Origin of the sequence: Hansschlegelia beijingensis (assembly GCF_014196425.1) — a bacterium.
GTDB classification, from domain to species: domain Bacteria; phylum Pseudomonadota; class Alphaproteobacteria; order Rhizobiales; family Methylopilaceae; genus Methylopila; species Methylopila beijingensis.
Window position 1 is genome coordinate 1249704 of sequence record NZ_JACIDR010000001.1, and the last position, 12055, is coordinate 1261758.

11 protein-coding genes are annotated in these 12055 nt (G+C 65.1%); 2 read left to right on the forward strand and 9 right to left on the reverse strand.

Annotation, left to right across the window (positions count from 1 at the left end; translation table 11 throughout):
- Positions 1–223: 223 nt before the first annotated feature.
- The 6 genes from GGR24_RS05860 to GGR24_RS05885 form a co-directional block, all read right to left on the reverse strand.
- Complete coding sequence (locus GGR24_RS05860; RefSeq protein ID WP_183394313.1) at positions 224–1312, reverse strand: alginate lyase family protein; 1089 nt, start codon at positions 1310–1312, stop codon at positions 224–226.
- Positions 1313–1437: 125 nt separating this feature from the next.
- Complete coding sequence (locus GGR24_RS05865) at positions 1438–2076, reverse strand: class I SAM-dependent methyltransferase (RefSeq protein WP_183394314.1); 639 nt, start codon at positions 2074–2076, stop codon at positions 1438–1440.
- Positions 2077–2271: 195 nt separating this feature from the next.
- Entirely contained in the window at positions 2272–3399 is a 1128-nt protein-coding gene (locus GGR24_RS05870) for a glycosyltransferase family 4 protein (protein WP_183394315.1), read from the reverse strand.
- The gene (locus GGR24_RS05875) at positions 3396–5258 is read right to left on the reverse strand and encodes a glycosyltransferase family protein (protein WP_183394316.1); all 1863 of its coding nucleotides are present in this window, start codon (positions 5256–5258) and stop codon (positions 3396–3398) included. The genes GGR24_RS05870 and GGR24_RS05875 overlap by 4 nt, the downstream gene beginning before the upstream one ends.
- Positions 5259–5278: 20 nt before the next feature.
- Positions 5279–5707 (reverse strand): hypothetical protein, encoded by a 429-nt coding sequence (locus GGR24_RS05880; RefSeq protein WP_183394317.1) that lies wholly within the window; start codon positions 5705–5707, stop codon positions 5279–5281.
- Between the two features lie 296 nt (positions 5708–6003).
- Entirely contained in the window at positions 6004–6771 is a 768-nt protein-coding gene (locus tag GGR24_RS05885) for a class I SAM-dependent methyltransferase (RefSeq protein ID WP_183394318.1), read from the reverse strand.
- A 334-nt stretch (positions 6772–7105) separates the two neighbouring features.
- Here GGR24_RS05885 and ampC point away from each other — a divergent pair, with 334 nt between their 5' ends.
- The gene (gene ampC / locus GGR24_RS05890) at positions 7106–8284 is read left to right on the forward strand and encodes a class C beta-lactamase (protein WP_183394319.1); all 1179 of its coding nucleotides are present in this window, start codon (positions 7106–7108) and stop codon (positions 8282–8284) included.
- Between the two features lie 155 nt (positions 8285–8439).
- Complete coding sequence (locus GGR24_RS05895; protein WP_183394320.1) at positions 8440–8886, forward strand: HD domain-containing protein; 447 nt, start codon at positions 8440–8442, stop codon at positions 8884–8886.
- A 182-nt stretch (positions 8887–9068) separates the two neighbouring features.
- On the opposite strand, the gene GGR24_RS05900 is transcribed toward GGR24_RS05895, so the two are convergent.
- The 3 genes from GGR24_RS05900 to urtE all read right to left on the reverse strand — a co-directional run bounded on the left by GGR24_RS05900 (position 9069) and on the right by urtE (position 12054).
- Positions 9069–10076 (reverse strand): TerC family protein, encoded by a 1008-nt coding sequence (locus GGR24_RS05900; protein WP_183394321.1) that lies wholly within the window; start codon positions 10074–10076, stop codon positions 9069–9071.
- A 322-nt stretch (positions 10077–10398) separates the two neighbouring features.
- A complete protein-coding gene (locus tag GGR24_RS05905) occupies positions 10399–11337 on the reverse strand; it encodes an acetamidase/formamidase family protein (protein ID WP_183394322.1) in 939 nt (312 codons plus the stop codon).
- Positions 11338–11361: 24 nt separating this feature from the next.
- Entirely contained in the window at positions 11362–12054 is a 693-nt protein-coding gene (gene urtE, locus GGR24_RS05910; RefSeq protein WP_183394323.1) for an urea ABC transporter ATP-binding subunit UrtE, read from the reverse strand.
- Position 12055: the final 1 nt, after the last annotated feature.

Below are 12055 nucleotides of genomic sequence, written 5' to 3' on the forward strand. Positions count from 1 at the left end.
GGTGACCCAATTGGGCGATTGCCCCGGGCTCTCAGCACTGCTCGTCGGGGCCACAGACGACATCGCAAGGCTGGAGCCGCCGCCCAGCGAAGCCGGTGCGCCGAGGGCCGGTTCACCCGCTGATGGCGAAGATCGCGAGCCGGATGCGGGGCCCTGCCCCCTCGTCTTTCAGCCATCGACGCCGTTCAGAAAACCGCGCCGCACGTGAACCGATGCAGCTCGCCTAGCCACACTTGGCGCGCCTGTTCAAGTAATATTCCCAATTCCCGGCCGTCCAGACGCTGTACAACGGCCGATGCCGACACGCGAGGCTCTTGATCCGGGGATCGCTGCGCATCATCGCAGCCAATGGAAGCCAGGCGAGGTTCTGCCTGTAGACTTGCGACACGGCGTTATCGTAGCCCGCGATCCCCTTGATCTTGTAGAACGTGACGGGATCCTCGGCGGCCGAGACCATCAGGTCGATCAACCTTCCCAGAGCGCCGCCGTTCGTGGCGCGGAGGGCCAGGTTTCCGTTCGCTTCCGCAATAGCATCGACCAGGACCAGGGCCTGCGTCGCGAAAAGGCTGTACTCCAGAGCTCTCCCACCCCGCTTCATCTCCCGCGGCAGCGCTCCGTCGGCGTCGACTTGCTCCAGCATCCCGGCCGCGACTGAAACGGCGTGATCCAGATAGGACCTGTCATTGAGCGCGACAGCCGCCGACCCTAACGCCGCCGCTCCCCATGCATCGATGTTGTTGTCGTATGGCTTCATGTCCATGAATGACTTGATCCGGTCCGCCAGCTGCCGGATCCATCTCTCGATCTCTTCGGACTCGTGGCGCGACCCAGGGTTGCCCTCCGTCGCATTCTGGCTGCTGGACTTGAGGATCGCGTAGGCGAGGATTGGCGGGGTCGCGTAAAGGCGGACCCCGCCCGTTTCGTTCCATTCGATCGACTTCAGGAACGTTCCCTGCCGCGCGAAGGACAGTATGTGAGCGAACGCGCATGACGCCGCCGCCCCCGCGACGCCGGTCCTCTCCGCCGCGGCCCGCGTCAGAGAACGTGCGATCGCGTCCTCCGCCGCCCTCAAGTTCGCTGTCCTGGCGTAGTATCCGCGCACCAGATCGGGATCGGCCCGCGAGTTTGTCGGCGGGTCCACGTAATAGCCGCCGCGCGGCATGACCTCCGGAAGCGGCTTCAGCGGCGGACAGTTTTGTTCCGCGGAGTCCTGCGGAGGATGACTCCGTTCCGCCGGCAGAACAAATGGCAGCTTGATCGTGTCAGCCAGGAGCGCGCGAGGCTGTAAGGCGACGGCTACGAAGCCGATCACCAGCGCTATGAGAGCCGATGCGCGCATCGTCCACTCCCACGGAACCTTAGTCGCGCGCGATGGCGCCGAGCGTTTGACCTGACAGGCTTCAGCGCCCGACCGGGCAGTTCAGTCCCGGCGCGGCGTCATTCACCCCTTTTATAACCGCGCTCCAGGCAGAACGAGAAGGAGCCCCCGCCGTCGAGGGAAATCGTCCGGTAGCGCCATCCGTCTTCGGAACAGAACTGGTGGCAGGCCTGGATTACGCCATAGACGACAGGCTTCACCACGTTGCCGACGCAGAAGTCGTGGCCCGCTAGAAGACCACTTGGCTTGAGCTTGCGGGCGCCGAGGCGCAACTCGCTGAGCGTGAGATGGTAGGAATGCGTCGTGTCGATATAGATGAAGTCGAAAAAGCCGTCGTCGAACGCCCCGAGCATCTCCAATGAGCTGCCCACATGACGTTTCACGGAGCCGTTGGCGATCTCCTTCGCGAATTTCTCCTCAACCTTCGCGCGCCCCGCGCTGTATCGCTCCGCCTCCCACATATCGATCAGGTGAAGCTCATCCGGGCGGACCCGATTTAGGATCTCGGAGCTGAAATCCCCGAACGCGACGCCAAGCTCCGCAGCACGGCCGCCCTTCGGAACCCCGTCCAGCAACGCCTCCCTGCTCACGACGAGACGACAGCTTTCGACGTGATGCGGCGCGAGCTTGACGCGCGGCATCGAGTTCCATTGTTCCTGTCGCTTGCTCACCTGAGCAGCACTCTCAACCGCGCCCATGTCGACCTTCCATTCCGAAGATTATCCAGAGCACGTCCCGGGAGCGCCCCTCGGCGCCCACGCGAACGACGTTAACTCGCTGCCAGGCCCGAGCTTTTTCGATCGCGCAGCATCAACATCAAGAACAGAACGCTCAGGCGAAGCACCGAAGCGCCCTCGGCCCACGCAGGCTGCCCCCGCCCTCCTCCGACATCGCTAGCGCCCCAATGCGAGCGATGAAGCACGCGCATTTGGAGCGAGCTCATCAGCCGGGTCGCGCGCCAGAACCCGAAGACTGTCGATGTAACGGGAGGCGAGCACGCCGGGCGAATACATCGCCTGCCTTCGAATCCCGGCCTCCGATGCATCCAGCCAGGCGGCTCTGCTCCGTAGAAGTCTCTCCATCTTCTGGACCGCCGCACACAGGTCGCCAGGGACGAACATGCTGTCGCGCAACCGGCCTTGAAAGAGCTCCGGCAAGGCGCCTGCGCACGCAGCGACGATCGGAAGACCGCATGACATGGCCTCGTGAGCCACCAGGCAGAACGACTCCGCCTCCGATGTGGACAGCAGGACACCGCCCGCCCGAGCGCACGTCTTGTACAATCCGGCCATCGCATCGAGAGGAAGATTATGAAGCCAGGCGACCCCCTCTCTCAGCCCATTGGCGGACAGCTCGGTCAGAAACTCCTCGGTCATCGCAGGCGAGCAGTCGCCGCCGGTGACCATGACGACCTCACATCCGGTTCTGCGGGCGACATCGCCGGCGATGCGGGCGGCGTCCTTCCAGCGCTTGTAGGACGCGATCTTGCCGACCCATAGAACCGTAGGCGGTCCCGCCGGCTCCTCCGGGCCCAGCGGCGGCGGATAGAACCTGTCGCGATCGATGATGTTCGGCGCCACCACGATCTTCTCCGGGCGGTAAGCTCCTGGCAGCGCCTCGATGACCCAGTTCCTGGACCACTCGCTGGGAACCAGAATCTGGTCACACAGCTCCAGCGTCGCGGGGGCGGCCTTCATGAGCGTCTTGAGGGTCGGCGTGTGGATCTCGAACACGACGGTCACCCCGGCATCCTTCAGGGGCGCGACGACCTCCGGCATGTCGAATACGACGACGACATCGGGAGCCGCCTGGCGCAGAAGGTCCGGAAGCGCCCGCTCCACGGAGGGCGTCACCCGGACATCCGACAAACCATGCGCCCTCAGATCCGCGATGCCCCCGAAGTCCCTCTCAAAACACGCGCTGACCTCGATCCCTTCCGCGAACAGCGACGCGAGCCTTGATTTGATGACCGACGTCACTCCGCCGAGATTTGCGTAATAATAACAAAACAGCACCCTCATCGCGCGCCACACGTCATCTGGCGTCGATCCATGATGGAGCCGAGCAGCGTCTCTATCCTGTGCTCCCAGACATTCCTGTCGGCGTCAAAAGGAATGGCGACCGGTCGGCTCGCGATATCATCGTAAGCAGATCTGCAGCATTTCAGAAAACCCGCGAGGTCGTCATAGATATAACAACCCGCCAGCTCGCTAAGCCGGCCCATCTCCGACGACACGACAGGGAGATTGAGGCTTAGATAGTCATACACCTTGATCGGATCGACCGCGCGGGCCAGCGGAGACTGCCTGAACGGGATCATAGCCACGTCCCAATGACTGGTGAGCCCCGGCAGATCCAGCGTCGGCACGGCGCTCAGAACGCGGACGTTCGCGGGAAGCGTCAGATCCGGAGCGCCGAAGCCGATGAGCTCGAAGCGCCAACTCGGCTCCAACCGGGCCGCCGACGCGATGAGGTTGAAGTCGAACCACGCCTCGGTGAGATGCCCGAAATAGCCGATGACCGGCGCGGCGTTCCGACTCCCTGCGCCTGCCCTCGCCGAGCGATACGGGGCCGCCGCTGCGACGAACTCCTTGAACGTGGCGTTGGGAGACAGGAAGCCGGTTCTGCCGCCGCCGGCGAACATCTCCATCTTCTGCAGAAGAGGAGGGCTGACGCACACGATATCGTCGGAGGCGCCCGTCAGAAATCGCTCGAAGGCCGGGCGATACCATTTGCCCACGCCCGCAGCGGCGAACTCCTCCCAGTCGTCGCGCACCTCGTAGACGGTGCGCCATCCATAGAACTTGAAGACGCCGATGGATCGACACGCGACGTCGTCCGGCATGCTGAAGATGGCGATCCGGGCATCCAGGCCGTCGAAAGCAGCGATCCGGCTATACAGCCGGGAGAACACGTCGACGGGCAGCTGGAGAACGTCCGGCACCTGCTGCGCGCAGAGCTCTTCTTGTGCGCTGAACCTGTGGTAGACGTAGACGACCCGGTATCCCAGCCGGGCGAGCGTCTTCGCGGCGATCTGCGGCCGGTTGAGGCGGTTCTCGGCATCGATGGGCTTCGTGGTCGCAGTGATCACGACGAGGCCGAGTGAGCCGGAATGCAGCGTTCCGTGAAGGAACTCGTCGAGCAGTGACTGAGCCTGTTCGAACTGCGTAGCCGCATCCGGTCGGTGCGTTTTCTTGAGAAGGCGGGCGTCTGGAGGGCCTGCCGACCGCCAGGATTGAACCCGAACGTCATACCGCACGGCCGACGGGAGCCCGTCGAACGCCAGCCGGACGACGGCGGCCTCATCGCCATCCCTGAGATCGACGTAGCGGTACGGTCCCACAGCCTCGCTGTGACTTAGCCCGGGAATGCGGCCGGGCACGAGCGATCCCGCTTTGTCGAACTGCCTGACGGCGACTATGTAGGCCTTCTCTGCGTCGCTGGCTCTGCGCGCGATCTCGATCTGCAGATCGACGACAGAGCCTGGCGAGAAACTGCCTTCGTCCACGATCTGGCTCTTGTTGGCGGTGGTCTTGCCCGCCCGCGACCTGACCATGGCGCCCGAGATATCGGGAAACATCGAGAAGGCCATGCGCCCTTCGAAGTTCCAGGAGGAGAGCTCAACCACAAGCCGCCTGGCTCCGGCGGGCGCCTTCACGTACAGGCTAAAAGGAGCGGAGCGGCCTTCGACCGATCCCCGGATGTAGCGATAGGCGCCGCGCTTCGATAAGCCCAACCCCTCATAGGGGGGAGAGATCGGATCGCCCGCCTCGTCGTAAAACACGAAGAAGGCGACGAAGTCCTTGGGGCCGCCCTCGCCGGAACACACTTCCCCGGTGAGAAGCCCAGCTCCCGGTCGCACGTCGAATTCGAGGACCAAAGGCACGGCTCAGGTCGCGCTCAGCGACGGAGGAACAGCTGAGAGACAGAGACCGTCGAGTTTGCAAACCGGTGGAGCGTCAGCTCGACCGAGATCGCCCGTCGCGGCACAGGCAGATCGAACTCGTGATGGACCACGCTGCGATCAGCCGGGCAGCCCAGGTACCGGAAGAGCCCGAACTTCTCGGATCTGCTCCACCCTCTCGGGATGTGATCCGTTATCTCGGCGCCGTCGGCGTCCCGCCAGGAGGCTGACAACAGCGCCCCCTTCTGGTCGGAGTCGCCATCGGCCTTTGGCTCGTAGGACAGCGCGGTCATTAGGGTCAGGGTCTGGCCGGACCGAACAGGCACGAACAGACGGCCGATCCCAGCCCGAGACGTCTGACTGCTGCGCGCGACCGACCCCGGTTCAAAGAAACCGGGACGGGTTCGTTGCTTGCTGATCACCATTGAAACCCCTCCACCCTTCTCTTTTCGGACTACCTTATTACCGTCTGGCCCCGACACCCGTCGTCCCGGTCGGCCGAATCTGAACAACTCCGCTTTCTAAGGTTCGACCGGCTCGGTCACATGGCTGAACCCCATGAAGACCGCTTCGAGCCCATTCGCCACAAGATTGATCGCCAGACGTCTCTTGTACTCTGAACGGCCTTTACAGCATTCGATCAATCTTTATACAATTCCGTTTCGATTATTACGATCGGCACGAAGCGTCGCTTCGCCTGCCTCTTCGGGTTTTGTCATGATCACTCAAGGCGGCGGAACGTAGCGAAGTGCCGTTCAAGGTGCGGCTGCTTCTCGGTGGAGGCGACTTCAAGGCCGCACTCGCCTGCGAGGCCCAGGATGTCCTCTTCCTCGAAGTGATAGAGGGCGCTGGCGTGCTCGCCGTCGAGAGGATCGGCGGCGGTGTAGCGCCGCGGCTCTCCAACGCGTCCCGGATTGTAATAGAAGTCCGCCGAGATAATGCCGCCCGGCGCCAGCACGTCTTTCAACAGACGGAGGATCCAGATGGAATCGGTGTAATTGTGATGAATGAAGAAGTTTCTTCCGACACAGGTGTCGGCTACGCCCCGAAGAGCGCCGATCTTCTCGGCGTCGCCGAGATGCACATATTCACAGTTCTTCGGTGAGGTGAGGCGAGCTATGTGCAAGGCGAAAAGGGAGGCGTCGATCCCGATGAACCTTCCCACAAATCGACTGGCCATCCTGCCGAACATGCCGGGCCCGCAGCCCATCTCAAGAACAGTCTTTCCCACCAGAGCGCTGCCAGGCGCCCACACCTGGGCCGCCTGTGTCTTGAACAGCTTGACGGAGTAAGTCTCCTTGCAGGTGAAGGATGCGATCCGTGACGCCCCTACGGTCAACGCGTACGAAGGTGTGTCCATATCATAGAAGTAGAAGTTGTAATCTCGGTGGATACTGAGATACCTCATCCACTCCTTGTCCCACCGCAGGCTCTGGGCCGCGATGTTCGACTGGAAGTCCGAACCTAGTACGTAGTCTAGCCCGCCCATGCGCCGGCCCTCCTGCTCTCCTGTAGAAAAACCGTTCGTACAGCTCCTCCGCCTGCATAAGGGTAGGCCGCGTGAGCACAGCAGCTGACGGGGAGGTATCCCGCCACTTGTGAGCCCATCGAGATAGAATGCCGCGCCGGCCACCTTGGCAAGAGGCCACAGGCGCCGCGGCGCCTATTTAGGCCTGAGCGATCTCGCGAGCGTTGGCTCCACGTTCATTCAGGGACATCCACGCGGGTGGCGGTGTCTGAAGTCGCTCGCGCTGCGCCGGCGTGGCGCTCCCCAACGTCCTCGGCCGTGCTACGCACGAGGGAAACCCCAAACAGGAGACGCCATGACGTGGACGCGCCGACGCTGTCTGACCGCCATGCTGTCCTGCCCCGCCATCCGGTTCAGCTCGGCGCACGCAGCCGGGTCTGAACCGAAGATCGGGAAGATGGTCGCGGACGTCGCCGCCCCGCTCATGAGGGAGCACGGCGTTCCCGGCCTTGCGGTCGGCGTCGTGACCCCGCAGGGCCGCGAGACGTTCACCTTCGGCGTCTCCTCCAAGCACACCGGGAAGCCGGTCACGACCGACACGCTCTTCGAGATCGGATCGGTCAGCAAGACGTTCACGGCGACCCTCGCCGCCTACGCCGAAGCGCGAGGCCAGCTCGATCTGAACGACCCCGTGACGACGCTGGTCCCCGAGCTGAAGGGCAGCGCGCTCGATGAGGTGAGCCTTCTCAACCTCGCGACCCACACCTCCGGCGGCATGCCCTTGCAGTTCCCCGACTGGGTGAAGGGCCCGGCGGAGATGTGGGAGTTCTACCGGACCTGGAAGCCGAGCGTGGAGCCAGGGTCCTCCCGCGCATACGCGAACCCCAGCATCGGCCTCCTTGGTCTGGCTGCTGCCCGAGCCATGAAGGCGGACTTCGCCGATCTGTCGGAACGCGTGCTCCACCGGGCGCTCGACCTGCAGAACACCTATCTGGCGGTGCCGGCCGCCAGGCAAGCCAGCTACGCGCAGGGTTACACCAGGCACGACCTGCCGGCCCGGCTGACGCCCGGCGTGCTCGCGGAAGAGGCCTACGGGGTGCGGACGACCGTCGCTGACCTGACCCGGTTCATGGAGGCGAATATGGGCCGCCTTGGGCTCGACTCCGACATCGCCAGGGCGCTCTCGACCACGCATCTCGAGCACTTCCGGCTCGGGCCGATGAGGCAGGCGCTGGTTTGGGAGCAGTACGCCCGACCGGTCACGCTGGAGGACCTCCTGGCCGGGAACTCGGCCGAGGTCGCCTACAAGCCGAACAAGGTCGCGAGGATCTCCCCGCCGTCAGCTCCCCGCCCGGGCGCCTGGGTCAACAAGACCGGGTCCACAAACGGCTTCGGCGCCTATGTCGCCTTCGTGCCCTCTCGGGCGCTTGGGGTCGTTCTGCTGGCGAACAAGAACTATCCCGTCGAGGCGCGTGTCGCCGCCGCGTTCGAGATCATGACGAGGCTCGCCGAGGCGAGCGTGCCGCACGACTGACGCGCGGCGATCCCGGGAGCGCAAGACCCCTGTGTCGGTCGTGGGCCTCGGCGCCCGCGGCCGCGCTCTGCTACTGTCGCAGCCTCTTCGATCCCGCGACGGGGGCTGCGGGCGGGGGTAGCCTTTGCCTGGCCAGGATGGTTCGGAGAGAGCAGATGAGCACATTGGAGCGGGCGATCGAGATCGCGAAGGAGGCGCACGCCGGTCAGAAGGACAAGGCCGGCGCCGACTACGTCCAGCACCCGATGAGGGTCGCGTTCTCGCTCCCGCTCGGAAGCGAGGCTCGGATCGTCGGCGTCCTGCACGATGTCGTCGAGGACAGTGACTGGACCCTCGACCGCCTGCGAGCCGAAGGCTTCAGCGAAGCCGTGATCGCTGGCGTCGACGCCCTGACCCGACGCGAAGGCGAGACCTACATGCAGGTCGTGGCCCGCGCGGCGCGCGACCCGATCGGCCGAGCGGTGAAACGGGCCGATCTGCACGACAATATGGACACGAGCCGGCTCGGCGAGATCACCGACGAGGACCGCGAGCGGTTGGCCAGGTACATGACGGCTTTGTCGCTGCTCGACGATATCGAGGCGGGCGCGACCTACCAATGACCGCCTCCCGCTTCGGGCGCGATCATTGCTGCTGCTCAAAGCGCTGAGCGGGCCTCACGGGATGCGGCCTCATTTCGGACAGTTCAACCGGCCCCGCCGTCGTGCGGAATGGCCTGATCGCGCGCGTCCCGGAGCGGAACTCCAGGGAGGCGGCGCGGGCCGCCTCCCTTCGTTCGCGCCCGTCACTCGGCGGCGAGATGCTTCTCCTCGCCCTTGTCGCCGCGGGTCTTCCAGAGCGACACCGCGACGCCGCCGGCGATGAGCGCGAGCGTCACGCCGAGCGAGATCGCCGGGTCGACCTTGCCGAAGAAGTGGGACCAGAAGATCTTGGCGCCGATGAACACCAGCACGAGCGCGAGCGCGTACTTCAGGTAGGCGAAGCGCTGCGCCATCGCGGCGAGCGCGAAATAGAGCGCCCTCAGCCCGAGCACCGCCATGATGTTCGCGGTGAACACGATGTAGGTGTCGGTGGTGATCGCGAAGATCGCCGGCACGGAATCGACCGCGAAGACGAGGTCGGCGACGTTGATCACGACGAGCGCGAGGAAGAGCGGCGTCGCCCACAGCACGAGCTTGCCGGTGACGGGATCGGGCTGGCGAACGAAGAAGCTCTCGCCGTGAAGCGCCGGGGTCACGCGCATGCGCCGCGACAGCCAGCGCAAGGCGGCGTTCTGGGAGATGTCGGTCTCGCCCTCGCCCGCGAACAGCATCTTCACGCCCGTGAAGGCCAGGAAGGCGCCGAAGATCAGCAGGATCCAGTCATAGTCCTGCACCAGCGCCGCGCCGACGCCGATCATCAGGCCGCGCAGCACGAGCACCGCCAGGATGCCCCAGACGAGCGCCCGGTACTGATAGCGCGGCGGGATCGAGAAGTAGCCGAAGATCAGCGCGATGACGAAGACGTTGTCGATCGACAGCGCCTTCTCGATCGCGTAGCCGGTGAAGTAGTTCATGCCGGCTTCCGGTCCCATCGAGGACCAGATCCAGCCGCCGAACGCGACCGCGACGGCGATGTAGAAGGCGGAAAGCTTCAGGCTGTCGGCGACGCCGAGCTCCTTGGACTTGCGGTTCAGGACGCCCAGGTCGAAGGCGAGCAGCACGCCGACGAGGGTGAGGAAGGCAAGCCACAGCCATGCGGGCTTGCCGACGATCTCGGTGAAAAAGAAGTCGGGAAGAAATTCAGCGATCATGCGACGTCGTCGTCCTCTGCTCTCGAGGACGACGGCGAGCGTCGATGCGGACGCTGCGCCACCGCCCCGCGAGGGGTGGGTGGGGCAGTCCGACATCACGTGCTTCGGCAAAGACGAAGAACGCCAGAGGGGCCCGGACCGTTCTGACCAGACCGAAATGGCGCACACGCCGCTCGGGCTCAAGGGCGACGGCGGCCACCTGACGCGACTGTGATCGTGGCCGCGCCGTCTCCGCGCGGGCGAGAGCCGCCCCGCGGAGGATCCGTAACGCGGGCGGACGGCGAGCCTTCCGCTCAGCCGCAGGGCGCGGGCGCGCCGCTCCTTAGATCAAGGCCTTGGGCAGCATCATGTGGATGCCCTTGTTGCCGTCGACGAGCTGCGTCACCCGCACGTCCCCGGCGAGCGAACACAGCATGTAGGCCTCGTTGCGCGTGAGGTTGGATCGCAGGCAGACGTGACGCACCATCTCGCGCACCGCCTGCTTCGCCGCATCGTCCAGATCCTCGTCGAGCCCGATCGAGATCAGATGGGTCCCGGTCTCCGCGAACGGGAACTCGACGGCCATGTCCTTGCGGACGGTGAGCCGGAACGTGCCCTCGATGCCCATCTCGAGCGCCGTGATGCAGACCTCGCCGTCGCCCTGCACCCCGTGGCCGTCGCCTGCGAAGAAAAGCGCGCCTTCGTTGAAGACCGGCAGATAGAGCGTGGTCCCGGGCTTCAGCTCCTTGTTGTCCATGTTGCCGCCAAAGGCGCGCGGAACAGGCGAGCCGCAGCGGCCCCAGGCTGGAGGAGGCGCGACGCCCATGATGCCGAAGAACGGGTCGAGCGGCACCTCCACGCCCCACGGAAGCGTGCAGATCCCTTTGGCGGCGTCGATCGTCGGGTGGATCGTCTCGTAGTCGGTGAACTCGTCCGGGAGCGTCCCGAGCAGCGGAAGGATCGCGACGAACCCCCAGTCCATCGTCGGCCTGGCTTCGAGGATGTCGACCTGCAGCACGTCGCCGGGTTCGGCGCCCTCGACGAAGACCGGGCCGGTGATGAAATGCGGGCCGCCGCTTTGCTGCAGGCTGTCGAGCGCGGCCATGTAGTCCGCGGGCACGCGCGAGGCGTCCGGCGGCAGGCACTCCTTGCCGCCGGCGGGGAACGACGTGAGCGTGACGGTGTCCCCGGAGGCGATGCGCGCGACCGGCTTCAAGGCGCTGTCCAGGTAGCCCCAGACCATGTTCTCGGGCGCAGAGGAGATCGTGTGGTGACGAGCCATGAAGCTTCGCTTTCTGCGTGAGTTTCAGACGGACATGAAACGGGAGAGGCGGTCGCGGCTCATCTCGTCGCGCAGGCCCTGATCGACGACCTGGCCGCGCGAAAGCACCACGAACCGGTCGGCGATCGCCGCGGCGAAATCGAGATACTGCTCGACGAGCAGGATCGAGATCCGGCCCTTGAGACCGCTCAGCACGGTCTCGATGAGCTGGACGATCGAGGGCTGGACGCCCTCGGTGGGCTCATCGAGGATGATCAGCTTCGGCCGCGTTACGAGCGCCCTGGCGATCGCGAGTTGCTGTTGCTGGCCGCCGGAGAGGGCGCCGCCGCGGCGGTCGGCCATCTCGCCCAGCACCGGAAAAAGCCGGATGGCCTCCGAGATCCCCTCCCCGGCCGCGTCGCCATGCGCGCGCGCCGCCACGACGAGATTCTCCCTGACGGTGAGCTCCGCGAAGATCTCCCGGCCCTGGGGCACATAGGCCACGCCCGCGCGCGAGCGGCGGTAGTTCGGGCTCTGCGTGACCTCCGCGCCGTCGAACAGGATCGACCCGCGCGTGACGGGCAGCAGCCCCACGAGGCACTTCAGCAGGGTGGACTTGCCGGCCCCGTTGCGGCCGAGGACCGCGACGCACTGGCCGGGCTCGACCTCGAGCGAAACGCTCCTCAGGACCTGCGAGCCGCCATAATGCTGGTCGAGATCGCGAACCGTGAGCTTCATC

What these genes read in the sequence shown, in the direction of transcription:
- GGR24_RS05865 (WP_183394314.1), bottom strand. Translation starts at nt 2,076, where the DNA reads ATGGGCGCGGTTGAGAGTGCTGCTCAGGTGAGCAAGCGACAGGAACAA.
- GGR24_RS05870 (WP_183394315.1), bottom strand. Translation starts at nt 3,399, where the DNA reads ATGAGGGTGCTGTTTTGTTATTATTACGCAAATCTCGGCGGAGTGACG.
- GGR24_RS05880 (WP_183394317.1), bottom strand. Translation starts at nt 5,707, where the DNA reads ATGGTGATCAGCAAGCAACGAACCCGTCCCGGTTTCTTTGAACCGGGG.
- GGR24_RS05885 (WP_183394318.1), bottom strand. Translation starts at nt 6,771, where the DNA reads ATGGGCGGGCTAGACTACGTACTAGGTTCGGACTTCCAGTCGAACATC.
- ampC (WP_183394319.1), top strand. Translation starts at nt 7,106, where the DNA reads ATGACGTGGACGCGCCGACGCTGTCTGACCGCCATGCTGTCCTGCCCC.
- GGR24_RS05895 (WP_183394320.1), top strand. Translation starts at nt 8,440, where the DNA reads ATGAGCACATTGGAGCGGGCGATCGAGATCGCGAAGGAGGCGCACGCC.
- GGR24_RS05900 (WP_183394321.1), bottom strand. Translation starts at nt 10,076, where the DNA reads ATGATCGCTGAATTTCTTCCCGACTTCTTTTTCACCGAGATCGTCGGC.
- GGR24_RS05905 (WP_183394322.1), bottom strand. Translation starts at nt 11,337, where the DNA reads ATGGCTCGTCACCACACGATCTCCTCTGCGCCCGAGAACATGGTCTGG.
- urtE (WP_183394323.1), bottom strand. Translation starts at nt 12,054, where the DNA reads ATGAAGCTCACGGTTCGCGATCTCGACCAGCATTATGGCGGCTCGCAG.